Below are 25,000 nucleotides of genomic sequence, written 5' to 3'. Positions count from 1 at the left end.
TACAATATGAAACGTCTTAAGCTTCCAATTTTATGTCTATTAGTTATTTGTTTATGGTCTTGTAATAGCCAAGTTGAAAAAATTAATGGCGTCAGTTTTGTGGCATCTCGTGGTACTGTTGATGAGAGTCATATAAAACCTGTCGTAGCGGTCAATGCCAATTATGCTGCGATTATGCCGTTTGGATTTATCAGAAATATAGAAAATCCTGAGATTATATTTAATACGGAACGGCAATGGTTTGGTGAGAGAAGAGATGGTGCAAAACAATATATAGAAGCATTGAGAGCTCAAAACATCAAAGTAATGTTGAAGCCTCAGATTTGGATTGGGCGTGGTGATTTTACAGGTTATATGGATATGAAAACTGAAGAAGAATGGAAGGTGTTGGAGGAATCCTATTCAAGATTTATTTTGGAATATGCTGATTTGGCAGAAGAAATAAAGGTTCCGATTTTATGTATAGGGACTGAGCTTGAAAAATTTATTGACCGTCGTCCAGAGTATTGGAACACATTGATAACAAACATAAAAAAGATTTACACAGGTAAATTGACCTACGCCGCTAATTGGGACGAATTTAAAAGGACTCCGTTTTGGGGACAATTAGATTTTATCGGTTTAGACGCTTATTTCCCTGTGTGTGAATTACAAACACCAACGTATGAAACAAGTATGAAAGGTTGGGAAAAGCATAAACCAGTAATAAAGGAATTATCCGAAAAATATAATAAACCAGTTTTGTTTACGGAATTCGGATATAGAAGTGTGGATTACGCTGGGAAACAACCATGGAGATACGATCGTAGTATGGATCAAGTAAATATGGAAGCTCAAGTCAATACAACTAAAGCATTGTTTGAAACCTTTTGGAAAGAAGAGTGGTTTGCAGGTGGTTTTGTTTGGAAATGGTTCATAGACCACAATAAAGTTGGTGGTATGGACAATTCTCAATTTACACCACAGAACAAGCCTGCCGAAGATATTATAAGGCAGTATTATAAACAGACAGGATGAAATTAATTTTAGCAGTATTCGTTTTTAGTTTTAGCATATTGAATGCCCAAAATGCTAAAGTTGCAGACCTTAAAGTACAAGGAAACAAAAAGCTAAAATCGAGTTTTGTTAAACGCGTTTCGCGAGTTGAAGCAGGAGTTGTTCTAGATTCTTCTATGATTGAAGAAGATATAAAACTGCTAAAGCGCTTGCCTTCGATAGCACATGCTTATTATCAAGTCTTTCCTGCCGACAAAGCCAATACCTATAACGTTTATTACAATATTGAAGAAAATTTTACAATCATTCCTTCAGCAAACGTTTATACTACCAATGATGATGAGTTTGCCTATCGGTTTGGACTTTATGAGTTTAATCTTTTAGGTCAGAATATGACCTTTGGTGGATTTTATCAAAAGGATATCTATAACTCTATAGGACTAAATTTTAGAGCACCTTATTTGTTCTCAAGGAATTTAGGACTTGCCATTAACTACCAAGATTTAACGACTCAAGAACCTGTGTTTTTTAATAATACCACAGCGGATTATAAGTACAATAATGAATCTTATGAGGTTTTGGGGTTGTATCAATTTAACTTTAATCACCGTGTGGAATTGGGCATAAACTATTTTACGGAAGATTATGAATACAAATTTGGGGCTACAGACCCCAATATTCCACAAGATTTAAGGGTGAAAAAACTGTTGTATAAATTCATATACGAGTACAATAACATTGACTATTACTATCAATATTTATCTGGATTTAGAAGTCAATTTAATGGGCAATACGTCACATCAAGAGATGAGGCATTGCCTGAATTTTTAATCGGTTGGAATGATTTTTCCTATTTCTTAAGAGTTGGGACAAAAGGAAATTGGGCAAGTCGCTTGCGATTAGGAATTGCTACCAATAATGATTCTCCTTTTGCGCCCTTTTCAGTAGATAATAATTTGAATATACGTGGAGTAGGGAATACCATAGATCGTGGTACGGGAGTGATTGTTCTTAATACTGAATATCGACATACATTGTATGAAAAAAACTGGTTTGTGTTACAAAGTAATGCGTTTATAGATGCTGGTAGTTGGAGAAATCCTGGGGGTGATTTTGGGGATTTCGGGGATTCACAAAATTTTAGAGTCTATCCTGGTATTGGACTGCGCTTTATCCATAAAAAAATATTCAATGCCATTTTTAGAATTGATTATGGCTATGGAATAACCCCAGATGCCACACAAGGTTTTGTTTTTGGTATTGGTCAGTATTTTTAAATAAAATCAACAACTAATGTGTTTTTTGTAATAAGCAAATAAGTCATCAGCAGAAGCCCCAAACCATTTTTTAACATAGATGGCCCAGAAGTGGTATTGTAATTTCCAGATGCCATGCCGTTCATATAAGCGTGCTGAGGTTTTTATTTTTTTATTGATAACGACGAACTCATTTCGTGCATAAAGCTCATTGATAAGGATGTTGTCCTCGTAGATGATGTAAGATTCATCAAAACCACCAATCTCATTGAATAATTCCTTTGTTATAAACTGACTTTGATCACCACCACGACAAGCTCTCCATCGAAACTGCGTTAACCAACTTGCCAACCTAAGCCACCAATGATTATGGTCAAATTGAAGCCTAAAACAACCTGCATTGTTTCCCTTTTTGATTTCCTCTATAATGTATTTGTCATATCTGTTAGGTGGAAAGGAATCCGCATGTAAAAAATATAAAATACCGCCACTAGCTGCCTTAGCGCCCAGATTCATTTGCTTGGCACGGCCTTTTTCTGAGTGTAACACCTGTATACTAAGGTCTAAATCTTTGACTAGTTTTTGTGTACCATCAGTACTACCTCCATCTACGACAATAATTTCTGAAATAGAATTTAAGTCGGTATTATCCACTAAATGAAACAATAGCTTTTCTATAGTTTCGGCTTCATTTAGAACAGGAATAACAATACTTATCATGCTCATATTTACGGAAAATAAATAAAAACAGATTTGTAAAATGTATATATTCTAAACATTGATTTTATTTTTTTGAAAGCGGATACAATTCCTGTTTTATAAAATCCTTCGGAAAATGCTCATCATCCTTAAAACCCAATTCAATATCACGGCCATTATGAGGGATATAGTTTGTTTTAAAAAGATAGTCCCACAGGCTCAGTGTTAAACCATAATTAGAGCCATATTTAGAGTGTGGTGGCAATGCTTTAGAATGGTGCCAGATGTGCATTTTAGGGTTGTTAAAAACATACTTTAAAAAACCATAGTCCCAACCTAAATTTGCATGATTGAGATGCCCGATGGCTATAGTAAAGAAGTAAACAATAGCGATATCTTGTGGAGGATAATTACCCATAATAGCAATAGGAATGTACAACAAAGATTTGTAAACCACAGGTTCCATCCAATGGTAGCGAAGATGTGCAGCAAAGCCCATTTCCTTTACAGAGTGGTGTACTTTATGAAAATTCCATAAAAAAGGTATTCTATGTAGTAAGCGATGCGTATTCCATTGTACAAAATCTGAAATAATAAAGAAAATAAATAACCCTAACCATTGCGGCAATTCTTGGACGTTGAATAACTGTAAGTCTGATATCGATAAGCCTATAAAACCTAATATATCATTAAAGAACTCTGAGGCTGTATTCGATAAAGCAATGAGTATAATTAAGTTGAGAACAAAGAAATTAAAGAACATATAAAAAGTGTCTAGCCAAAAATCCTTTCTAAAAATAGATTGATTTTTACGCCAAGGGAATAAGATTTCCAAAATCCAAATCACTAAGGAAATTATAATAAGGCCATAGAAGTAGTTGTCCCAGTGGTTGAGATCAAAAAGTTCATATTTAAGGTAGTTCCAGTATCCAGAATATGAATTTTTTAGTATGTCCCAATACTTTTCCAATAGTAACTTAAAGAGTTTTAATCAGTTCTTTAAACAAGGTAATCATTTCTGGTTCCGCTTTAGCCGCCATAGCCATAATCTCACCAATATCGACGGGTTTTAAATCATCCGGGTCACATTCGTCTGTTAATACCGAAATCGCAGCCACTTTTAGGTTAAGATGGTTGGCGACAATAATTTCTGGGACAGTACTCATACCAACGGCATCGGCACCAATAATTTTTAGCATGCGGTATTCTGCGCGAGTTTCTAATTGTGGGCCAACGACAGAAGCATATACACCTTTATGAAGAGTAATAGCGTTCGATTTGGCAATCGCTTCAAATTTTGAATTGATTTTCGCATCATAAGGTGCACTCATATCTGTAAAACGCTCACCCAAATCAGACACTCCTTTAAATGCTAACGGGGAACTCCCTTGAAGGTTAATATGGTCGTCAATTAACATTAATTCCCCTTTCTTAAAATCTAAATTTACAGCTCCAGCAGCGTTTGAAACTAATAAAGTCTTAACTCCCAGCTTTTCCATAATACGAACCGGAAACGTAACGTCTTGAAGCGAATAACCTTCATACACATGAAAACGTCCTTGCATAATAACTACAGTCTTGCCTTCAAGGGTTCCATAAATAAGTTTTCCTTTATGAAACTCTACAGTTGCAGTCGGAAAATTTGGGATGTGATTGTAACTGGCCTCTGCCAAAACCTCGACATGTTCTAATAATTGACCCAAACCAGTGCCAAGTATAATACCGACTTCAGGATTGTCAAAGCCTTTGCTCTGGAGATATTCAGTACTTTCTAATATGTATTTTAGCATTAATTTTTGATTTCTTTAGTGTTGATTCAAAGGTAAACAATCGTCTTCCTTTTATCAAAAAAGGAAGTTATTTAAATACGTATTTAAAATCTTCATAGGGCTTTAAATCTTCAGCAAAATCAATATCATTTAAGGTTTCGAGTATGTGGACTTTGTTTCCTTCTAGGTCATTCAAAGTATTTTGACATACTGTCGATGTGCCCCAGTCCTTATCTTTAAAAACAGATCCAGTCAATTGGGTCATGCCGAGTAGATAATAGCCTCCGTCCTTTGCTGGACCTATAACATAATCGTTTTGGTCTAATGCCGAAAACGCTTTTTCAAGATGTGTGGCTCTTAAATCATAAAGGTCACTACCGACAATGATAACTTTTTTGTAGCCAGACTTAAATGCAGATTTAAAGGCATTCAACATACGAATGCCCAAATCCTCACCAGTTTGCTGATACTTCAAATATGCTTCATTATTCCATATATCGTTGTCTCTTACTTTTACGGAGTAGTAAATAGCTTTGTCAGCATTGATTGGGAGTATGGTTTCTTCTGTATGGGTCAGTAACTTTTTGTAAACATCCAATGCGGCCACATCACCAATGCCTTTGGCAAGTCGTGTTTTTACTTTACCAAGTTCTGGATTTCTGGTGAAAACAATGATGAGGTCTTGGTGTTTGTTTTTCATTTAGTTCTTAGGCTTTTTTTCTTCGATGGAATAGACTTTATGGCCTTTATGTAGCCATTGCGACCAATATTTTGAAAAAGCATCTACATTTTCCGTTTCCTTTCCTTCGGAATTATACACTTTAAAGCCATTATTCTTCCATTCAAAAATACCTCCATAAAGATTAAAGACATTGGTATAACCTTCGGATTTTAGTTTATTGGCAATAGTTTCTGAACGAATACCAAGAGAACAATACACCACAATCGTAGCAGATTTGTCTTGTAGTTGACTTAGGGTTTCTGAAAGATTAAAATCGTTGTAGCCAACATGAATCGCATTCTTTATATGGCTTACTTCATGCTCCGAAATTTCTCTAGCGTCTAGAATAACCGCATCAGATTTTGGCATGGCCAATTCCTGAACGGAAATGTAGGGTACAGATTCTGTATTGAACCTTTCTAACAAGTCTGATAGTTTTTCTTGGGCACAAATCGGATTCCAAGTGAAACACAAAAGCAGTAATAAAACACAACTTTTTCTCATAACTGGCTTAAATGAATTTTTAGACCATTAGCAACAGCCACCACCATCATAATGAAACGTAGATTCGCTAAAAAATATATCTTTTCGTTCCAGGCTTGCAAGAGCTGAAGCTGTTTTGTCACAAATTGCTAAAGGCTGATTTTTTAACAAAACATGACCGTTCTTGTCATCGAAGTAATCGTCTTTACCAAAGTATATAGCCGCTTTTCCTGTAAAGACACAAGGGCCATCCTTTGGCATAGGGTCTTTAATAGCTGCAACTTCTATAGATTCAATATAGATAAGTTCATCAGTCGGATAATCCTCAGGGTTTAAAATTCTATACGGTTTACGTGCCCTAATTTCTATGGTTCCGAATCCTACATCTGTCAATGCCTTAACATATTCTGATATTGGCAGACTTCCACTTAAACACAATGCACGCAATCTTTCATCATTTCTTAGAGTGTCGTTCATGGGTTGCTCACATGTAGGGTCACTCATTACTAATTTGCCATGAGGTTTTAAAACACGGTACATTTCTTCAATCGCACGTTTTAAATCTTCAGCTTTAAAAATGTTGAATAGGCAGTTTTGAGCCGCAACATCAATACTGTTATCTTCAACAGGGAGATTAAGTGCGTCACCCTTTTTTAGATCAACAAATTCGCTTTTAAACCAGCTATTTTGTTCCTCGGCAATTTTAAAATTTTCTCGAGAAGCCTCTAACATTTCATCAACCACATCGACACCAATGACACCACCTTTTTGTCGATTGAAATATGAGAATTGTAATAACTCCATACCACCACCAACACCAACATATAGCATTTTTGGATTGTTAGATAAATCTCTTGCATGTACGGTGCTCCCACAACCGTAATTCATCTCTTGCATAATTCTTGGAATTTTCAGTCCAGGTAGTTCCCATATAGGATTTGTTGTACAGCACAACCCAACATCTGGTGTTAATGCTGCTTCTTTATATACGTCGTGTGTTGTATCTAAATAACTCATGTATTGATTTTTAAAAGTGTAATTTTAATTTAAGCAACGGAACCTTGGCAGCTACTTCCTGCGCCAGCGGTACAACCGTAACAATGTTGTGAAATCATAATGTTTCTGCCTTCAAGCAATTCTTCATTGTAATCTGAAATGTGTTTGGCTTTACTATTTACAGGTAACTCTAACATTTGGTTAAAATCGCAATCATATAAATAGCCATCCCAGCTAATGGATAATGTATTAGTACACATTACATTTTCTACTGCAGCCGGATTGTAAGCTTCAACCAAAGCATACATGTAATCTTCATAATTTTCTGATGCAATTAAATAATCCAAGAAACGCGCAATAGGTAAATTGGTAATAGCAAATAGGTTGTGAAAGTGAATACCAAAGTCTTCTAGCAATGCTTTTTTGAAATCTTTTTCCATGGAAGCTTGATCGCCTGGCAAATAAGCTCCCGAAGGATTATAAACTAAATCTAGCTTTAAATCACTATCAGGCATACCATAACCAACAGCGTTCAATTCTTGTAAGGCTTTAATCGATTTGTCAAAAACACCGTCACCACGCTGTTTGTCTGTTTTACCTCTTGTCCAATGTGGCATAGAGCTCACGACATGTACGTTATGTTTTTTGAAAAATTCTGGTAAGTCGTAATATTTTTTATTAGCACGAATAATGGTAAGGTTAGACCTTACGATAAAATCTTTAATGCCCGCTTTCGAAGCTTCTTCTACAAACCATCTAAAATCGGGGTTCATTTCTGGTGCTCCACCTGTTAAATCTAAAGTATGTGCTCCTGTATTTTTTATGACTTCGATGCATTGTCGCATAGTTTCTCGTGTCATTATTTCCTTTCTATCAGGTCCAGCATCGACATGGCAATGCTCACAAACCTGATTACACATGTAGCCAACGTTGATTTGAAGAATTTCTAATTTTTTAGCCTTTAGAGGAAATTGATTTGTTTCAGCGATTTTATCTTTAAACTTAGGGAGTTCCCCACTCTGAAAAATGCCATTAGAAAGTATTTCGAGTTGTCTGTTGCTATTTGCTAAGTCGCTTTCGCGTTTTTTTAAGGACTTTGTAGCCATAAATTTTTTTAGGATTCTTTATTTATTCTTACGAATAAATGGTCTATTAGGTTTTCTATTTCTGTAGAATTGGTTTTTGATGGGTGAAACTACATTTCTAGTTTGTTGACTTTATTCATCATTTGCACTCCATGCACTAATGTAGCACCACTTTTTATAGCGGCACCGACATGGATGGCTTCCATCATCTCTTCTTTAGTCACTCCCCGTTGTAATGAATCTTTAGTGTAAGCATCGATACAATAGGGACATTGTTCGGTATGAGCAACGGCAAGGGCAATTAGTGATTTTTCTCGTGCTGTTAAAGCCCCTTCTTCAAATACTTTACCATAGTAGTCGAAGAATTTATTGCCAAGTTCTTCACTCCATTCTGTGATGTTGCCAAATTTTCTAAGGTCAGCTGGGTCGTAATAGGTTTTAGACATAAGTTGTTTTTTGATATTAAAAAAACATACATGAGTACGTTTGGTCGAAGGTACTTCTAATAGATTACAGTGCAAAATGAATTTTTACTTCGCTTAGCATAAAAATTGAAATTAATTATTGCTTTTTCTTAATTATAATTTTGAATTATTAGTTGAGTTTTAACCTATACTCTAGCTCTGTGATAGTTCATTATTAATTGTTACTTTTAAAGCGTTTCAAATAAATTTTACCTGCATAGTGAATAAACTCTTGCTTATTTTTTTATTTATTTCTTCAGGTCACTGTTTTGCTCAGTTTTCGCCAGGTATAAAAAACTATGATTTAGGGGAGTATAGAGCTGCAAACCAAAACTGGGACGTAACTAGAGCAGAAAACGGGAAAGTATATGTTGCTAACAATAATGGGCTGTTAGAGTATGACGCCAAGGGTTGGAGGTTTTATCAGCTACCAAACAAAACAACCCTAAGATCAGTGTTGGCATTGGGGAATAGGGTTTATACTGGTTCCTATGAGGAATTTGGATATTGGCAAAAAAATGAAAAAGGCCTTTTAAAATATTCTTCTTTAAGCGAAAGCATCAAAAATCAAATTTCTTCAAATGAAGAAATTTGGGAGATTGTTGAGTTTGGTGATAAAGTTGTTTTTAGATCTTTTTCTAATATCTACATCTATGATGGTAATAGTATAGAGCAACACAACCCAAAATCATCTATTATTTCTTGTAATGTTGTTAAAGGTAAGTTGTATATCTGTACTTTGAATAAAGGCATTTTTCTTCTTGATGAAACAGGTCTTAAAGAGTTTTTTTTCAGTCAAGAACTAGTCGATACTAAAATGATTTCATTGTCGAGCCATAATGACAAGTTGCTTTTAATGACTTCTCTAAAAGGCAGTTTCTTTATAGAGAATAATAGGTTAACACCAACAAATTTTCAAATTAACAACTTAATAGAAGAGAATCAATTGAATGATTTTTCTTTACTGAAGTCAGGTGACATGGCTTTAGGGACTATTAAGGACGGGGTTTATATAATTAACATAAAGGGAAAGTTAAAATATCACGTAAATAAAGAGAGTGGTTTAATAAATAATACTGTATTAGGTCAACATATAGACACAGAAGGAAAATTATGGCTGGGTTTAGATCACGGTATTGCTAGTGTGGACATTGATAGTCCTAACTATTTTTATAATGATGTAAGTGGAAGGCTTGGTGCGGTTTACGACGTTATTACATTTAAAAACACATTATATATTGGTAGTAACACGGGGCTTTTTATGCTCAATTCTCAAAAGAAGCTAGATTTTATTGAAGGCTCCCAAGGACAGGTTTGGGAATTGAAAATTATTGAAGACCAATTGTTTTGCGGTCACAATGAAGGGACTTTTGTGGTAGAAGGTAATCAAATAAAAAAGATTTCAGATTTTACAGGTGGATGGACAATTAAAAAAGTTCCTGGGTTAGAAAAGACCTATATACAAGGGACATATTCTGGTCTTGTAAAGTTTGAAAAAGAGAACAACGCATGGTCTGTTAAGCATATGGGAAAAACTACGATACCGTCACGCTTTCTAGTTTTCGAGGATACATATAGCGCATGGGTGGCACATGCATATAAAGGTTTATACAAAGTTAATTTTGATAAAAATTATGAATCCATAACCTCCATAGAGAATTATGATTCAAAGGGAATAAATTCCTTGTATAATATTAGGGTTTACAATTTAAAGAATGAGACAGTTTTTAAAACAAACACCGGATGGAGAAAATATCAACCCATTTTGGACTCTATCGTATCCTATGATTTACTTAATGATTTAATAGGAAAAGATCGTTATATAATTTCAGAGCCAAATTTAAGCCCAATAGCTTTAAAAGGGTCAAGCAATATTACTAGCCTTAAGAACCTCACTGAGCCATATAATGAGAGAGTATTGGATAATAGCCTTATAAAGAATAGGTATATTATTGGTTATGAGCGTATTTCCAAAATTTCCGATTCAACTCATGTTTTAAATTTGGATAATGGGTTTATGCTAATTGATACAAATTATAAAACTACTAATAAACCTATTTCGCCTACTATTGAAACGATATCTGTCGGTGACGATTTCATTTCTCCTTCATTATCAAATGACGAGCTAATAGAAATAAAACACAATCAAGGACTAATTTTAGAACTGTCTTCACCGAAGTCGAACAATCATTTTTTTCAGTACAGTATCCCAACATTAAGTGATGAGTGGTTTACTGTAGAACATCGAACTCTTGATATATCTAACTTTAAGAGTGGAGAGTACGATATCAAATTAAGAACTAAATATTATTCAGGCGACACGTCATCTATAAAAACCTTGTCCATTAATGTGTTGCCGCCTTGGTATAAGGGTACGGTAGGCTATATTTTATATGCTTTCTTATTACTACTTGCAGTACTTTTGTTCTACTACATGCATCATAAAAAAATTATAAAGGAGCAACGCCTTATAAAAATTAAACTTCGTAAAGAACAGCAAAAATTATTAAGAGAAAAGACATTAGAAAATGAAAAACGGATTGTTCAATTAAAGAATGAATCCCTGCAAAATGAGATTAATATAAAGAGTAAGCAGTTGGCCAATACTGCCATGGCTTTGGTTAAGAAAAATGAAACCTTACAAGATATTAAAAGGGCGTTAGCTACAAACAAAAATGGGTTTAGTAACGTGTATTATTATAAAAAGCTCATTAAACGTGTTGATCATTCTATAGAGCACAATGATGAATGGGAAGTTTTTGAAGAAAACTTTAATCAAGTACACAAGGCATTTTTTGAGCGCTTAAATAACAAACATCAAAAATTGAACTCCAGGGATTTAAAGATTTGTGCCTACATCAAAATGAATTTATCTACTAAAGAAATTGCACCTTTAATGAACATATCTATTAGGGGTGTAGAAACACACAGATATAGGCTGAAAAAGAAATTAAATTTAGAAGATGATATTTCTTTAACGGATTATTTGTTAAATATTGATTAATTACCCCTTTATTTTAATTAATAGACATAAATGAAGTACGTCAATACTACGTCACTTTGTTAAAAAATTAGGTATTTCATTAATTTTTAGCTAATTTCAGACTACGTCAAAACCTAATTTCACTAGAATTTTTAGATTTTCTCCTAATTGGCGTATTTAAAATGTAAATAACAACCATTATTATATGCTGACAACATTATAAATTTGGTGTTAAAGCTAAACTAATACAATCAAAATCAATTAATGTATGAAAACTAAACTCAGTCTTTTATTGTTGTTTTTTTCTTTGTTTTCTTGGAGTCAACAAATAGAGGTCACTGGAATTGTAACAAATTCTGTTGATAATCTTCCCTTACCTGGTGTAAATGTAATTGTCCAAGGAACTGCAAGAGGTACGACAACAAATTTTGATGGAGAGTACACCGTTAATGTTAGTGCTGGTGAAAAACTTGAATTTAGTTATTTGGGTTTTAAAACTCAGACCATTACCATTACAAATCAAAGCATACTCAATATTTCATTAGAAGAGGATTACTCTACACTCGATGAGGTAGTAGTAGTTGGCTATGGTACTCAAAAGAAAGTTGATTTAACTAGTGCTATTTCCACTGTCGAATCAGAAACTCTACAAAGGACTCCATCTGCTCAGATTGCCCAAGGGCTTCAGGGGCAGGTTGCTGGTGTTCAAATTAGCAGTCAGGGTTCCCCTGGTCAAACACCTCAAATTAGAATTAGAGGAACTAATTCGCTTTCGGGCAATTCCTCTCCTCTTTTTGTTGTCGATGGTAACTTCTTTGACAATATCGATTTCCTAAATGCAAGTGAAATAGAATCGATATCCATATTAAAAGATGCTTCAGCAGCTTCAATTTATGGAGTACGCGCAGCTAACGGTGTTGTTTTGATTACTACAAAAAGTGGTAAATTCAATCAAAAACCAGAAGTAACATTTACAAGTTATTACGGAGTGCAAAAAGCTCAAAACGTGATTAAAATGGCAAATGCTGAGCAGTTTACAACATTTGCATTAGAGTCTGGATCTGGATCCGAAATTTCAAGTATTGACCAAGCCTTTCAAAGATTTGGACGTAGCAGAATTAATCCAAATGTGCCAGACGTTAATACTGATTGGTATGATGAAGTCTTAAGAGTTGCAGATATAGAAAATTATGATTTGCAAGTCAATGGAGGCTCTGAAACAATAAAATACTCAATAGGGGGGAACTTTTTTGCTCAAGATGGTATTTTGGATATGAAGAATGAGTACCAAAGATATAATTTGAGGACAAAGGTCGATGCAAATGTTAATGATTGGTTAGATGTTGGTGGGAGTTTGTTATACAGTAATGCAGTACAATACGCTGATGAAGGATCAGCTTGGCAGTTGACCTATTTTGCAGTGCCTATATTGCCAGTATTCGATGAACTATTTACAGAAGCGGACCCATTGCCATACTCAGATGCGCGGGAAATAGGGTATAGAGGCTCTCAGAACCCATTTCCATTGTTAGACAACTCTGATCGAAGAGGAGAAAGAAGGAGAACTACGGCAAATTTTTATGCTAATTTTAAAATACTTCCCTCTAAATTGAGTTTCAAAACTAGCTTGTCTTACAATTACTTAGGGGTTAATGAGAGAATAGTTTTATTGCCTTATTTTGTAACAGATGATTACCAGAGAAGTGTAGATGATTCTTTTATTGTTCGTAACAATAGTGTGACTGAAAATTATATTTGGGACAACGTATTAACTTATAAAAATACTTTTGGCGAAGATCATGACCTTACCTTGTTGGCGGGTACTTCCTATAGAGATGATTACGGACGTAACTTTGGTGGGCGAGGTAATTTTGACCCCAATGGTTCTTTTTTAAGAGATAATGAAAAAACTTGGTATATCGGTAATACCGACCAAGCGAGTAGGACGTCATATGACGGTGGGTTTAGAAACTTTGGGTTTTCATATTTTGGTAGAGCTGAGTATAAGTTAATGGATAAATATTTGGCTTATGCCACTTTCAGAGCTGAAGGAACCAACAAATATGATGAAACCTATGTCTATCTACCTGCTTTTGGTGTAGGTTGGGAGGTTTCAAAAGAATCTTTTATGGAAGGAATAGATTTTCTCAATTATTTAAAATTAAGAGCAGGGTGGGGCCGTGTTGCAAATGACGCTGTGCCAGTTAGTGTGCCATTGGGTGCCAATACAGTGAATACTGTTTTTAACGATACTTTTTATAATGGATTTGAGTTCACAACCGTTTCTGACGATATCAATTGGGAATTTACTGAAGAATTAAATGTTGGTCTCTCGGCCTATTTATTTGATAATCGCTTATCGCTAGAAGCTGATTATTTTATTAAAGACACCAATAACTTAGTCATTGGAGTGGCTCAAGTTGTAGGTACAGGTGTAAGTCTTCAAAATGTTGGAGGTGTGAGAAATAAAGGTATTGAAGTGGCTGCGTCTTGGAGAGGAAATATTACTGAAGACCTCGGATATACCATTTCTGGTAATTTCAGTACTTTAGATAATGAGATTACAGACTTATTTGGGCAAACTGCAATTGAGAGAGGAACAGCTGAAGCGCGACAAAGAGTAGTTGTCGGGCAGCCAATTAATGTATTTTACGGATGGGAAATTAATGGTGTATATCAAAATGATGGTGAAATTGCCGCTGACCCAACTGCACAAGCCGCTATTGCAGACGGAACAAATATTCAACCAGGCTATTTTAGATTTAAGGATAATAATGGCGATGGGATTTTGGATGCTGACGATAGGGCATACTTAGGCTCACCGATACCGACCTTTTATTATGGAGGTAATATTGGTTTTAATTACAAGGCTTTTGATCTTAATATGGCATTCTATGGTCAAGGTGGAAACGTTATATTAAATACTAACCGACAAGAAGTTATAAGAACCCAAGGACGCAATATAGATGCTGAATTGGCAATCAATAGATGGAGAGGAGAAGGAACTACAAATGCTTTCCCTTCATCTGAAGGCTACAGACAAGTTTGGAACCAAAGATTGTCAGAGTTTTTCTTGCAAGACGGGGACTTCTTTAGAATTCAAAATATCCAACTTGGTTATACATTTAAAGAGAGTAATTTGCCAGAAATGCGTATAACATTAACTGCAGATAGGCCATTCTTATGGACTAAAAGCTTTAATGGATTTAACCCAGAAGTTGGTTTTGATGGTCGTGATACTCAAACGTACCCTACACCATCAGTTTATTCTTTTGGTTTAACAGTGAAATTTTAAAATTTTTTAGCTATGAAACATATATTCAAATTAATGTATTTAGTCATTCCAATTCTATTTTTGGGTTGTGAGGACAAATTAGACGAGGAGCAAGAAAACTTTCTTGTTGCAGATGACGTTGACTACACGAGTCAAGAAGGTGCTTTTGGTGCCCTAGTAGGAGCCTATGCATCTTTTCAAAGTGTTGGATGGGAGCAAATACCTCTAATTTCTGTTAGAGGCGATGATGTAAATGCTGGAGGTCTTGGAGACCAACAGGGCTTTGCTGATACCGATAATTATATCTACGACAATAACTTTTGGATGTACAATGTGTTTTTTGAGAATTGGGCTGAAGATATACTTCAGGTTACAGCTCAGATTGAAGCATTGGAGCGTTTTAGGGATGGTGGTGTCAATTCCGCGCTTATAGATCAATATATTGCTGAATGTAAAGTGTTGAGAGGTTTTATGACACTGCAACTTTCGCGCCTTTTTGGTGATGTTTATAAAATAAACTCATTGAATGTAACTGATATAGAAGTATTGCCTAAAGACGAACTGATGGTTTGGATTTCTGAGCAAATGGACGAAGCGGTACCGTTTCTATTAGATGTTGCCCCAAACCAAAGAGAAGATTTACCAGGTGGAATCACAAAGTATACCGCTTTAACTGTACAAGCAATAGCCAATCTCGAAGTTGAGGATTATCAAGGAGTAGCAGATGCTACTGGACAAATCATTAGCTCTGGAAAATTTCAATTATTTAATGATTTTTATGAATTATTCAAGATACCTGGCAAACTTGCAAATGAGAATATTTGGGAAATCCAGTATTCGGACTTTGGTCAAGCTTCAGGTGAAAATGTAGGACATTTATATGCATTTTATGGCCCGCAGAATTGGACAGCAGCGGTACCAGAAGCAAATAGTGGATGGGGTTTTTATGAGCCTAGCTTTAAGTTCATAAAATTTATGTTAGATAGAGGGGAAACCGTCCGTTTAGAAACTAGTATCCTATTCACAGATAGAGGTATTGAAGAACTTCAAACTGATCCTGCGTATTCCGATCTACCAAGTTTTGTTTCTAATACAACAAGAGATGGTGATGTCATTAACGATTATTCAAGAGCCTATTTTGCAAGTGGCAAGCATTATCTGCCGTCTAACCAGTTAACACCAGGTAGAACAGCTTACGGAACTAACAAAAATTATACAGTAATGCGCTATGCTGAAGTACTTTTAATGTATGCCGAAGCATTAACTCGTGGAGCTACCGGTACGGCTGGTTCAGCCGATCAAGCTGTTAATACTGTTAGAGCAAGAGCAAATATGCCAAGTCTAACGGGGGTAACCAGTAATGATGTCATGGATGAAAAGTTTGCTGAATTAGGATTGGAATGGGGAATCAGATACTACGATATGCTAAGATTAGGTAAAACTGATGAACTGAGCTATGACGGTAGAAATTTCTCAATGGAAAAAGCCTTTTTACCTTATCCATTAGAGCAATTAGATTTAAGTTTTATACTCCGTAACTACGTTAACAATAATTAATTAATAGACATGAAATACAGATTTAAATATATCTTTGGATTATGCCTCATAATGCTTTTTTCAGCGTGCGATGAGGGTATAGATCCAATTACCGAAGTAGATCCAGGACCAGATGCGGGTGCACCGTTAGTATCAATTATGAAACCTACTGAAGGTTTTGAAATTCAAGTTGCTGACCCGATAACTTCAACTCCAATCGAGTTTAGGGCTGAAGACGATATTGAGCTCTCATTGATTGTAGTAACATTAGATGGTCAAGAAATAGCATCGTATAACTCCTTTACTGATTACAGAATCTTTTCAACTGAATTTGTTTACGATAACATTACAACCGGAGATCATACCCTACAAGTATCTGCTACAGATTTAGCAGGCAATACGACCATTGCAACTACAAATTTTAGCAAGGAGCCTCCATATACTCCTCAGTTTCCTGGGGAAACCTTTTATATGAATTTTGATGGGAGTTATAGTGAATTAATAACAGTAACAGACGCCACTGAAGTTGGTAATCCAGGGTTTGCCCCAGAGGCAAGAGTAGGAACAAGTGCCTATGCCGGTGCAACAGATTCTTATCTTACTTTCCCAACAGATGGTCTTGTGGGTGGTACGGAATTTAGTGCTGCTTTTTGGATAAAAGTAAACGCAACGCCAGACAGAGCAGGTGTATTAGTTGTTGGCCCACCAGACGAAGCCAATCCAGATGCACAGAATAATCGTACTTCAGGGTTTAGGTTCTTTCGGGAAAATGCAGCGGGGAATCAAAGATTTAAATTAAATATAGGTAGAGGTGATGGTGAATCATGGTTTGACGGTGGCGCAGCTGCTGATGTAGATCCAACAGTAGATGAGTGGGTACACTTTGCCTTCACAATTTCAGCAACAGAGGCTGTAGTCTATAAGAACGGAGAGATTGTTAGCCAGAATACCTTTGCGGGAATAGATTGGACAGGATGTGACATACTGTCAATCATGTCCGGTGCACCAAGATTTACAGGTTGGGGACATAACTCTGACAGTAGCTATATGGATGAGCTGCGACTATTCAATATGGCCTTAACCCAAGACGATATATTGGAACTTATTGCAAAAAGTGATGAAACTTTCAGATTATCATTTAATGGAAGTTATACAGACGCTTATAGTGATGAAGATTGTACCGAGGTTGGTAGCCCTGGGTTCACTGGTGCTGGTGGTGCTATTGAAGGCAGTAATGCCTACGAGGGGGCAACAGACTCTTACTTAACATTTCCAACTGAGGGTCTTCTTGGAAATGAATTTTCCGCAGTATTCAATTATAATGTCAATGCAACACCAGATAGAGCAGGAATTTTAGTTATTGGTCCACCCGATTCAGAAAATGCAAATTTCCCAGAAACTCAAAACCTTAGAACTAATGGGTTTAGGTTATTCCGTGAAAATGCAGGAGGAATGCAACGCATTAAATTAAATGTTGGAAACGGTACTGGAGATAGTTGGTTTGATGGTGGCGCGGCAGCAGACATTGCCCCTGGCAGTGGTTGGGTACAAATTGCATTTACAATTTCAGATACCGAATGTGTGGTATATATAGATGGGCAGGTGGTAAGTCAAAACACTTTTACAGGTGTAGATTGGTCGGAGTGTGATATCATGTCCATTATGTCGGGTGCACCTAGGTTTACCGGGTGGAATCATTTATCCGACGAAAGTGCAATGGATAACCTACGAATCTTTAAAAAGGCGCTCTCGCAAGCTGAGATTCAAGCTATGGAATAAATTTAATAATAGGTTAGACACATTATTATTTGAGTTGGTCTTTCCTACTTTAGCTGCAATTGCTTTGTACAATTGCAGCTAAAGTTTACCTAAAACTTCCTAATGATACAATCAAAACATATTACCTTTTTTGTTTTGACAGTTACGGTATTGCTTTTCTTTAACTGTAATGATAAAACAAAACAACAAAAAGGTCCTGCTGAAGTTTCTGAAACCATTGAATGGTTGGATGAAGCACTCTTAGACACTGTGCAAAAACAAACCATTAATTATTTTTGGGATGGTGCAGAACCAAACTCAGGCTTGGCAAGAGAGCGACTCCACATGGATGATGTGTATCCTACATCTCCAAAAAATACGGTTACTACTGGTGGTAGCGGCTTTGGTCTTATGGCTATTTTGGTTGGTATTGAAAGGGGGTTTATTCAGCGTGGTGAAGCCTTAGATAGATATTTAAAGATTGTAGATTTTTTAGAGAAGGCAGATCGTTTTCATGGTGCATGGCCACATTGGCTAGATGGTGAAACGGGGAAAGTATATCCCTTTAGCAAGAAGGATAACGGTGGTGATTTGGTAGAAACAGCATTTTTAATACAGGGCTTATTGACGGTTGCCGAATACTTCAAAAACGGAAACGAGGAAGAGCAACAACTCGTGTCTAAAATTGATGAACTTTGGAAAGAAGTAGAATGGGATTGGTACACCAAAAATGGTGAAGATGTATTGTATTGGCACTGGTCACCAGAATTTGGTTGGGAAATGGATTTCCCAGTTGGTGGTTATAACGAATGTTTAATCATGTATGTCTTGGCGGCTTCCTCTCCAACCCATCCTATATCAAAGTCTGTTTACGAAAAGGGTTGGGCAAAAGACGGTGCTATTGTTTCAGATGAAACGTATTACAATGAAGATTTAGTACTAAATTATTACGAACACAGTGATGCTAAAATTGGACCTTTATTTTGGGCGCATTATTCCTATTTAGGCCTAAATCCAAAGGGTTTATCAGATCAGTATGCTGACTATTGGAAATTAACCCAAAACCACGCCAAGATTCATTATAAATATGCCGTGGACAATCCTAAAAATTTTAAAGGTTACGGAGATAGTCTTTGGGGACTGACTTCTAGTTATTCTGTAAAAGGCTATAAAGGCCATAGGCCAGGAAATGACTTAGGAGTTATTTCACCAACAGCAGCGTTGTCATCATTCCCTTACACTCCAAAAGAGAGCATGGATATGTTAGCTAATCTCTATAAAAACCATGATAGTCTAATTGGTAAATATGGCCCTTATGATGCGTTTAGTTTTGAGCACAATTGGTACAATCCAAGATATTTGGCCATAGATCAAGGCCCAATTCCCGTGATGATAGAAAATTATAGAACAGGTTTGTTGTGGAATCTGTTTATGAAAAATAAAGATGTTCATGCAGGTTTAGATAAGCTTGGTTTTAAATATGAAAAGAAGGGTTAATATGAAAATTTTAAAGATATTTTTATTAAGTATAGTATTGATAAGTTGTGGTTCTGACAATGGCCCTGGGTATGAAGAACCTTACGATCCTAATGGGGAAGATCCAGAAGTGCCGCCAACAGCTCTTACTGACGATGAGTTAATGGATTTGACACAAGAGGCAACCTTTAAGTATTTTTGGGATTTTGCAGAATCGAATTCAGGTGCAGCAAGGGAGCGATACCATCCCAATAATCCAAGCGATAGTCAAAACGTTGTGACTACGGGCGGTAGTGGTTTTGGTGTTATGGCAATTTTAGTCGGTATTGAAAGAGGATATATTACAAGAGCAGAGGGGACTCAAAGACTAAGTCAAATACTCAATTTTTTTGAAGGTGCCGATCGTTTTCATGGAGCATGGTCGCATTGGATTAATGGGGGAACAGGTGCAGCAATTCCTTTCAGCCCACAAGATGATGGTGGAGACCTTGTTGAAACAGCTTTTTTGGCACAAGGACTTATCTGCGTAAAGGAGTATTTTAAGAATGGCTCAACGGAAGAGCAGGCATTGGCAACACAGGCAGATAGCCTTTGGAAAGGCGTAGAATGGAATTGGTATACTCAAAGCCAAAATGCACTTTTTTGGCATTGGAGTCCAAATAATGGATTTTCAATAAATTTAGAATTGGTTGGTTATAATGAAACACTAATAGCTTTTATTTTAGGAGCTGCTTCACCCGATTATGCTATTCCTACAGAAGCTTATAATGAAGGTTGGGCAAGTAATGGAAATATTGTGTCTTCTTCAAGTCAATATTCCATACCATTGATTTTAGATCATGCAGGTACTGGTACAGGTCCTTTGTTTTGGGCGCATTATTCGTATTTAGGACTTAATCCAACGAGCCTAAATGATCAATATGCCAATTACTGGGATTTAAATGTTAATCACACCAACATCAATTATCAATACTGCGTTAATAATCCAAATAATTTTACCGATTACGGACCAGATTGTTGGGGATTAACCGCAAGCTATACCAGAAATACTGATGGATCGGTAGGCTACTCTGCCCACGACCCAGAAAATGATAATGGTACAATTTCACCAACAGCAGCAGTAAGTTCTATTCCATATACACCAGAAAAATCATTGGCTGCAATGCATTATTTCTATGAAAATGATTTAATGGGACCAGCTGGTTTTTACGATGCGTTTAGTCCACAATACGATTGGGTAACTGAGCGCTATTTGGCAATTGACCAAGGTCCACAAATCATTATGATAGAAAATTATCGTACAGGATTATTATGGAATTTATTTATGCAAAATGAAGATGTTCAAAACGGATTAGATGCTTTAGGTTTTAATTATTAGCAAAATATGTTTAACAGGTATTACATACTCATTTTTATTCTTCTACAGGGTTGCTGTAATAGTAGTACCTTAGATAGTTTTGAGTTTGTCGTGCTTCCAGACACTCAGACATACATTGAAGAGTTTCCCGAAGTGTTTATGAAACAAATGGAGTGGATTTCTGAAAACGAAAATCGATTTTCATTCGTTTTGCACGAAGGTGATATTACCCAAAACAATTCTGAAGAAGAATGGGCATTTGCAAGAAACGGATTTGCTTTGCTAGATGGTAAAGTTACATATAACCTCTCATTGGGCAATCATGATATGGGAAGTGAAGAGGGTAAATTTGCAGATATCAGAAACACAACGTTAGCCAACCGATTCTTCAATCATGCCAATTACGTAAAACACTCTAATAGTATTGCTACTTTTCCTAAAGAGTCAATTGATAATAACTGTTCAGAATATAACCTGGCAGGCGAAAAGTGGCTTGTCTTTTCTTTAGAGTTTGGCCCCAGAAACAAAACATTGGATTGGGTTAATCAATTAATACAGAAGCATCCGAACCATCACGTTATTATAAACACACATTCTTACATGTACGAAGACAATACATTACAAGATGGAGACGATTGGTATTTACCACAAAAGTATGGTATTGGTAAAGATGAAGGTGAAAATGCTGTGAATGACGGAGGTGGTATATGGGAAAAACTCATTAAGAAAAATGAAAATATCTTAATGGTATTTTCAGGTCATATATTGGGTTCTGGTGTAGGACAACTAGTTGCCAAAAACGATTATGGAAACAATGTTTATCAGATGCTAGCTAACTATCAAAAAAATGTAACAGGTGTCGAAAAAGGGGATTCGGGTTACTTAAGAATTGTAAAAGTAGATGTAATGGCAAAATCAATTTCGGTAAAAACATATTCACCATGGTTAGATAAGTTTAATACCGAGCCAGAACACCAGTTTACATTTACAAATGTTAAAATCTAAAATTAAAAATATGACTGTAAAACATAGATATATACAGCTTGTGTTTGTTTCTCTTTTTATGTTAAGTAATCTGGGTCTATTAGCACAACAAAACAGTCTTTTTACTGAAGAAAACTACATCAAGGAAACAGACACTTTAAAGTATAGAATGTTGTTGCCAGAAAATTTTGATAAGTCTAAACAGTACCCATTAGTACTATTTCTCCATGGAGCAGGTGAACGAGGTAATGATAATAAAAAACAGTTAGTGCACGGCAGCAAATTATTTACCGATAAAATAAATAGAGGCGCATTTCCTGCAATTGTTATATTTCCGCAGTGCCCAAGAGATAGTTATTGGTCTAATGCAGATGTAGATCGTAGCAGTTATCCAATAGAACTTGTCTTTCCTGCAGATAAGGAACCAACCAAGCCAATGGAATTGGTGATGAACTTAATGATGCAAATGATAGAGAAGCCTTTTGTAAATAAAGAAAAAATATATGTTGGCGGTTTATCTATGGGTGGTATGGGCACTTTTGAGATTCTTTCCAGAATGCCAGATGTGTTTGCAGCCGCATTTGCTATATGTGGTGCTGGTAATGTTGAGCTATCAAAGAAATATGCAGAAAAAGTTGATTTGTGGGTGTTTCATGGTGCCAATGATAATGTCGTAAATCCGCTCAGATCTGTTGAAATGGTAAACGCCATACTCAAAAATGGAGGAAAACCTAATTTTACACTATATGCCGATGCCAACCATAATAGTTGGGATCCTGCTTTTGCAGAATCAGGATTATTACCTTGGCTTTTTTCAAAAACAAATTAAAAAATGAACAAATCAATTAACTTCAGAAACAGTTTTATAATTTTAATAGCGCTAGTTCTATATACTTGTAATACTGAAACAACATCGAAATCATCAACTGATAATCCTTTTGCTTCAAAAGTAGATTCTATATTAGGACTTATGACCATTGAAGAAAAAATAGGTCAGTTAAATTTACCTGTTTCAGGTGACATTACTACCGGACAATCTCAAAGTTCTGGTATAGGAAAAAAAATAAAGGAGGGAAGCGTTGGAGGTCTTTTCAACATTAAATCCGTAGAAAAAATAAAAGCTGCTCAAAAAATTGCAGTTGAGAATAGTCGATTAGGAATTCCATTAATTTTTGGAATGGATGTTATTCACGGTTATAAGAGTACATTCCCAATTCCATTAGGTCTGTCATGTTCATGGGACATGGAGCTTATAGAAAAAACAGCCCAAGTAGCAGCAAAAGAAGCTAGTGCGGATGGTGTAAATTGGACCTTTTCTCCAATGGTAGATATTTCTAGAGATCCACGTTGGGGCCGAGTATCTGAGGGTAATGGCGAAGATGTTTTTTTGGGAAGTGAAATTGCAAAGGCAATGGTAAAAGGCTATCAGCAAGATGATTTAAGTAAAAACCATACTTTAATGTCTTGTGTTAAGCATTTTGCACTATATGGCGCACCTGAGGCCGGACGTGATTATAATACAGTAGATATGAGTCGTATTAGAATGTATAACGAGTATCTTCCACCGTATAAAGCAGCTGTTGACGCTGGCGTAGGTTCGGTAATGGCATCATTTAATGAAATTGATGGTATTCCAGCAACAGGAAACAAATGGCTTTTAACGGACTTGTTAAGAGAGCAATGGGGTTTTGATGGTTTTGTGGTAACGGATTACACGGGTATTTGGGAAATGATGGCACATGGTATGGGCAATGAGGAAGATGTCGTTTCATTGGCATTAAAAGCAGGTATAGATATGGATATGGCTGGCGATTCTCCAAGTGCCTCGGCCGCTTACGTAAAGTCATTAAAGTCTGCTTTTGAAAAGGGAATGGTAACCGAGGATGAGATAGATAATGCAGTAAGGAATATTCTAACAGCCAAATACCAGTTAGGGCTTTTTGATGACCCTTACAGATATTGCGATATAGATAGGGCAAAAGCAGAAGTGTTTACAAGTGAAAATAGAAGTTTTGCACGTAAAGTAGCAACCGAGTCTATGGTCTTACTAAAAAATGACAATCAACTTTTGCCTCTTAAAAAATCTGGGACAATTGCTCTAATAGGACCTTTAGCAACTGCGGCGAATAATATGGCCGGAACTTGGAGTGTTGCAACGGATCAGGAAAAATCAGTATCTGTTTTAGACGGGTTAAAGCAAACGGTTGGTGACCAGGTAAATATTCTTTACGCTAAAGGAAGTAATGTAGATTATGATTTAGAATTAGAAAAACGGGCAACGACCTTCGGTAAAACCATTCCAAGAGATGGTAGAACAGATCAGCAATTGTTAGACGAGGCACTTCAAGTAGCAGCTAAATCAGATGTAATTGTGGCCACAATAGGTGAGTCTGCAGAGTTTAGTGGTGAAAGCAGTAGCAGAACAAACCTTGATATTCCTCAAGTTCAGCAAGATTTATTGAATGCACTTTTAAAAACCGGAAAACCTGTCGTTTTAGTCCTTTTTGCAGGACGTCCATTGACAATAGTCGAAGAAAATGATACAGTGCCAGCTATTTTAAATGTTTGGTTTCCTGGTAGTGAGGCTGGTTTGGCCATCTCCGATGTCTTGTTTGGAGATGTAAACCCTTCTGGGAAATTGACCATGACTTTCCCTCGAAATGTTGGACAAGTACCACTGTATTATAACCATAAAAATACCGGGAGGCCTTTAGGAAATACAGAAGGAAAGTTTGAAAAATTTAAAACCAACTATTTAGATGTGCGCAACGAGCCACTATTCCCATTTGGGTACGGGTTGAGCTATACCACATTTGATTATAGTAACTTAAAGTTAGATAAAACATCCATAAATATGGACGGGGAGCTTACCATTTCTGTCGATGTTACCAACTCTGGAGACTACGATGGTATGGAAGTAGTTCAGCTGTACATCAGGGATCTTGTCGGTTCAGTGACAAGACCAGTAAAGGAACTAAAAGGCTTTGAGAAGATAATGATAAAAAAAGGGCAGACCCAGACAGTTTCATTTAAAATTACTGTGGAAGATTTAAAATTTTACAATTATGATTTGGATTTTGTTGCTGAAGCTGGTGAGTTTGAAGTGTTTGTTGGAACGAATTCTAGCACAGGTTTAAAATCAAAATTCACTCTGATAAATTAA

The 25,000-nt window shown here is 36.1% G+C and carries 19 protein-coding genes; 11 read left to right on the top strand and 8 right to left on the bottom strand.

The features are described from left to right. The first annotated feature begins 6 nt into the window (after nucleotides 1–6). Complete coding sequence (locus ACFEMA_RS03205) at nucleotides 7–1,017, top strand: glycoside hydrolase family 113 (RefSeq protein WP_411766558.1); 1,011 nt, start codon at nucleotides 7–9, stop codon at nucleotides 1,015–1,017. Beyond that, complete coding sequence (locus ACFEMA_RS03200) at nucleotides 1,014–2,273, top strand: POTRA domain-containing protein (RefSeq protein ID WP_411766557.1); 1,260 nt, start codon at nucleotides 1,014–1,016, stop codon at nucleotides 2,271–2,273. The genes ACFEMA_RS03205 and ACFEMA_RS03200 overlap by 4 nt, the downstream gene beginning before the upstream one ends. Nucleotides 2,274–2,279: 6 nt before the next feature. On the opposite strand, the gene ACFEMA_RS03195 is transcribed toward ACFEMA_RS03200, so the two are convergent. The 8 genes from ACFEMA_RS03195 to ACFEMA_RS03160 form a co-directional block, all read right to left on the bottom strand. Further along, nucleotides 2,280–2,972: a TIGR04283 family arsenosugar biosynthesis glycosyltransferase gene (locus ACFEMA_RS03195; RefSeq protein ID WP_411766556.1), complete on the bottom strand. Its 693-nt coding sequence runs from the start codon at nucleotides 2,970–2,972 to the stop codon at nucleotides 2,280–2,282. Nucleotides 2,973–3,036: 64 nt separating this feature from the next. Then, the gene (locus ACFEMA_RS03190; RefSeq protein ID WP_411766555.1) at nucleotides 3,037–3,921 is read right to left on the bottom strand and encodes a sterol desaturase family protein; all 885 of its coding nucleotides are present in this window, start codon (nucleotides 3,919–3,921) and stop codon (nucleotides 3,037–3,039) included. Nucleotides 3,922–3,928: 7 nt separating this feature from the next. Further along, nucleotides 3,929–4,741 carry a purine-nucleoside phosphorylase gene (locus tag ACFEMA_RS03185; protein ID WP_411766554.1) on the bottom strand — a complete coding sequence of 271 codons (813 nt, stop codon included), beginning with the start codon at nucleotides 4,739–4,741 and terminating at the stop codon, nucleotides 3,929–3,931. 67 nt (nucleotides 4,742–4,808) lie between these two features. After that, nucleotides 4,809–5,420 carry a TIGR04282 family arsenosugar biosynthesis glycosyltransferase gene (locus ACFEMA_RS03180; protein WP_411766553.1) on the bottom strand — a complete coding sequence of 204 codons (612 nt, stop codon included), beginning with the start codon at nucleotides 5,418–5,420 and terminating at the stop codon, nucleotides 4,809–4,811. Next, nucleotides 5,421–5,867 carry a rhodanese-like domain-containing protein gene (locus tag ACFEMA_RS03175; protein WP_411766552.1) on the bottom strand — a complete coding sequence of 149 codons (447 nt, stop codon included), beginning with the start codon at nucleotides 5,865–5,867 and terminating at the stop codon, nucleotides 5,421–5,423. It lies immediately after the preceding gene. Between the two features lie 105 nt (nucleotides 5,868–5,972). After that, nucleotides 5,973–6,941, bottom strand: a complete 969-nt coding sequence (gene arsM, locus ACFEMA_RS03170; RefSeq protein WP_411766551.1) for an arsenosugar biosynthesis arsenite methyltransferase ArsM — start codon at nucleotides 6,939–6,941, stop codon at nucleotides 5,973–5,975. Nucleotides 6,942–6,970: 29 nt separating this feature from the next. After that, nucleotides 6,971–8,026, bottom strand: a complete 1,056-nt coding sequence (arsS, locus tag ACFEMA_RS03165; protein WP_411766550.1) for an arsenosugar biosynthesis radical SAM (seleno)protein ArsS — start codon at nucleotides 8,024–8,026, stop codon at nucleotides 6,971–6,973. 89 nt (nucleotides 8,027–8,115) lie between these two features. Continuing rightward, nucleotides 8,116–8,451 (bottom strand): arsenosugar biosynthesis-associated peroxidase-like protein, encoded by a 336-nt coding sequence (locus ACFEMA_RS03160; RefSeq protein ID WP_411766549.1) that lies wholly within the window; start codon nucleotides 8,449–8,451, stop codon nucleotides 8,116–8,118. Nucleotides 8,452–8,689: 238 nt separating this feature from the next. Between ACFEMA_RS03160 and ACFEMA_RS03155 the strand changes: the two genes are divergently transcribed. The 9 genes from ACFEMA_RS03155 (at nucleotide 8,690) to bglX (ending at nucleotide 25,000) form a co-directional block, all read left to right on the top strand. Beyond that, a complete protein-coding gene (locus ACFEMA_RS03155) occupies nucleotides 8,690–11,473 on the top strand; it encodes a LuxR C-terminal-related transcriptional regulator (protein WP_411766548.1) in 2,784 nt (927 codons plus the stop codon). Between the two features lie 247 nt (nucleotides 11,474–11,720). Beyond that, nucleotides 11,721–14,747: a SusC/RagA family TonB-linked outer membrane protein gene (locus tag ACFEMA_RS03150; protein WP_411766547.1), complete on the top strand. Its 3,027-nt coding sequence runs from the start codon at nucleotides 11,721–11,723 to the stop codon at nucleotides 14,745–14,747. Between the two features lie 12 nt (nucleotides 14,748–14,759). Next, on the top strand, nucleotides 14,760–16,283 hold the full coding sequence (locus ACFEMA_RS03145) for a RagB/SusD family nutrient uptake outer membrane protein (protein WP_411766546.1): 1,524 nt from the start codon (nucleotides 14,760–14,762) through the stop codon (nucleotides 16,281–16,283). Nucleotides 16,284–16,292: 9 nt separating this feature from the next. Next, nucleotides 16,293–18,041, top strand: a complete 1,749-nt coding sequence (locus tag ACFEMA_RS03140; protein WP_411766545.1) for a LamG domain-containing protein — start codon at nucleotides 16,293–16,295, stop codon at nucleotides 18,039–18,041. A 102-nt stretch (nucleotides 18,042–18,143) separates the two neighbouring features. Next, a complete protein-coding gene (locus tag ACFEMA_RS03135) occupies nucleotides 18,144–19,517 on the top strand; it encodes a glucoamylase family protein (protein WP_411766544.1) in 1,374 nt (457 codons plus the stop codon). A 1-nt stretch (nucleotide 19,518) separates the two neighbouring features. Beyond that, on the top strand, nucleotides 19,519–20,874 hold the full coding sequence (locus ACFEMA_RS03130; protein WP_411766543.1) for a glucoamylase family protein: 1,356 nt from the start codon (nucleotides 19,519–19,521) through the stop codon (nucleotides 20,872–20,874). Nucleotides 20,875–20,880: 6 nt separating this feature from the next. Further along, the gene (locus tag ACFEMA_RS03125; protein WP_411766542.1) at nucleotides 20,881–21,858 is read left to right on the top strand and encodes a metallophosphatase; all 978 of its coding nucleotides are present in this window, start codon (nucleotides 20,881–20,883) and stop codon (nucleotides 21,856–21,858) included. A 10-nt stretch (nucleotides 21,859–21,868) separates the two neighbouring features. Beyond that, a complete protein-coding gene (locus tag ACFEMA_RS03120) occupies nucleotides 21,869–22,666 on the top strand; it encodes a prolyl oligopeptidase family serine peptidase (protein ID WP_411766541.1) in 798 nt (265 codons plus the stop codon). A gap of 3 nt (nucleotides 22,667–22,669) precedes the next feature. After that, nucleotides 22,670–25,000 carry a beta-glucosidase BglX gene (bglX, locus tag ACFEMA_RS03115; protein WP_411766540.1) on the top strand — a complete coding sequence of 777 codons (2,331 nt, stop codon included), beginning with the start codon at nucleotides 22,670–22,672 and terminating at the stop codon, nucleotides 24,998–25,000.

Source organism: Winogradskyella sp. A3E31 (assembly GCF_046720935.1).
Classification (GTDB): domain Bacteria; phylum Bacteroidota; class Bacteroidia; order Flavobacteriales; family Flavobacteriaceae; genus Winogradskyella.
The sequence above is the reverse complement of the archived record's forward strand: the minus strand, read 5'-3'. Positions and strand labels throughout refer to the sequence as shown.

Bases quoted from the DNA above. Each gene is read 5' to 3' on its own strand.
- ACFEMA_RS03205 (WP_411766558.1), top strand. From the start codon at position 7: ATGAAACGTCTTAAGCTTCCAATTTTATGTCTATTAGTTATTTGTTTA.
- ACFEMA_RS03200 (WP_411766557.1), top strand. From the start codon at position 1,014: ATGAAATTAATTTTAGCAGTATTCGTTTTTAGTTTTAGCATATTGAAT.
- ACFEMA_RS03195 (WP_411766556.1), bottom strand. From the start codon at position 2,972: ATGATAAGTATTGTTATTCCTGTTCTAAATGAAGCCGAAACTATAGAA.
- ACFEMA_RS03185 (WP_411766554.1), bottom strand. From the start codon at position 4,741: ATGCTAAAATACATATTAGAAAGTACTGAATATCTCCAGAGCAAAGGC.
- ACFEMA_RS03180 (WP_411766553.1), bottom strand. From the start codon at position 5,420: ATGAAAAACAAACACCAAGACCTCATCATTGTTTTCACCAGAAATCCA.
- arsM (WP_411766551.1), bottom strand. From the start codon at position 6,941: ATGAGTTATTTAGATACAACACACGACGTATATAAAGAAGCAGCATTA.
- arsS (WP_411766550.1), bottom strand. From the start codon at position 8,026: ATGGCTACAAAGTCCTTAAAAAAACGCGAAAGCGACTTAGCAAATAGC.
- ACFEMA_RS03160 (WP_411766549.1), bottom strand. From the start codon at position 8,451: ATGTCTAAAACCTATTACGACCCAGCTGACCTTAGAAAATTTGGCAAC.
- ACFEMA_RS03150 (WP_411766547.1), top strand. From the start codon at position 11,721: ATGAAAACTAAACTCAGTCTTTTATTGTTGTTTTTTTCTTTGTTTTCT.
- ACFEMA_RS03145 (WP_411766546.1), top strand. From the start codon at position 14,760: ATGAAACATATATTCAAATTAATGTATTTAGTCATTCCAATTCTATTT.
- ACFEMA_RS03140 (WP_411766545.1), top strand. From the start codon at position 16,293: ATGAAATACAGATTTAAATATATCTTTGGATTATGCCTCATAATGCTT.
- ACFEMA_RS03135 (WP_411766544.1), top strand. From the start codon at position 18,144: ATGATACAATCAAAACATATTACCTTTTTTGTTTTGACAGTTACGGTA.
- ACFEMA_RS03130 (WP_411766543.1), top strand. From the start codon at position 19,519: ATGAAAATTTTAAAGATATTTTTATTAAGTATAGTATTGATAAGTTGT.
- ACFEMA_RS03125 (WP_411766542.1), top strand. From the start codon at position 20,881: ATGTTTAACAGGTATTACATACTCATTTTTATTCTTCTACAGGGTTGC.
- ACFEMA_RS03120 (WP_411766541.1), top strand. From the start codon at position 21,869: ATGACTGTAAAACATAGATATATACAGCTTGTGTTTGTTTCTCTTTTT.
- bglX (WP_411766540.1), top strand. From the start codon at position 22,670: ATGAACAAATCAATTAACTTCAGAAACAGTTTTATAATTTTAATAGCG.